The 351-nt window shown below is 40.5% G+C and carries 1 rRNA gene; it reads right to left on the reverse strand.

Annotation, left to right across the window (positions count from 1 at the left end):
- Nucleotides 1–12: 12 nt before the first annotated feature.
- Nucleotides 13–128, reverse strand: a 5S ribosomal RNA gene (gene rrf / locus CSV76_RS17095).
- Nucleotides 129–351 lie beyond the last annotated feature (223 nt).

Genomic DNA, 351 nt, shown 5'->3' on the forward strand with positions numbered 1-351 from the left:
AAGAAAAGAATTGCCTGGCGACGTCTTACTCTCACAGGGGGAAACCCCCAACTACCATCAGCGCTGAAGAGCTTAACTTCCGTGTTCGGTATGGGAACGGGTGTGACCTCTTCGCCATCGTCACCAGACTATGTCCACTCATTCTCGAGGACATTTATTATTATAACACTTGTTATTATTAATGCAAGTGTTATTTTTAATATTTTTTGAGTAAATGTTGTTCACTCAAAACTGAATAAAAGACATTGTCGTAGTTCAAGTAACTACTTTTTAAAATAGGTTAAGTCCTCGATCGATTAGTATCTGTCAGCTACATACGTCGCCGTACTTACACCCCAGACCTATCCACCT

This window comes from Sporosarcina sp. P17b, from assembly GCF_002743115.1.
GTDB classification, from domain to species: Bacteria; Bacillota; Bacilli; order Bacillales_A; family Planococcaceae; genus Sporosarcina; species Sporosarcina ureae_C.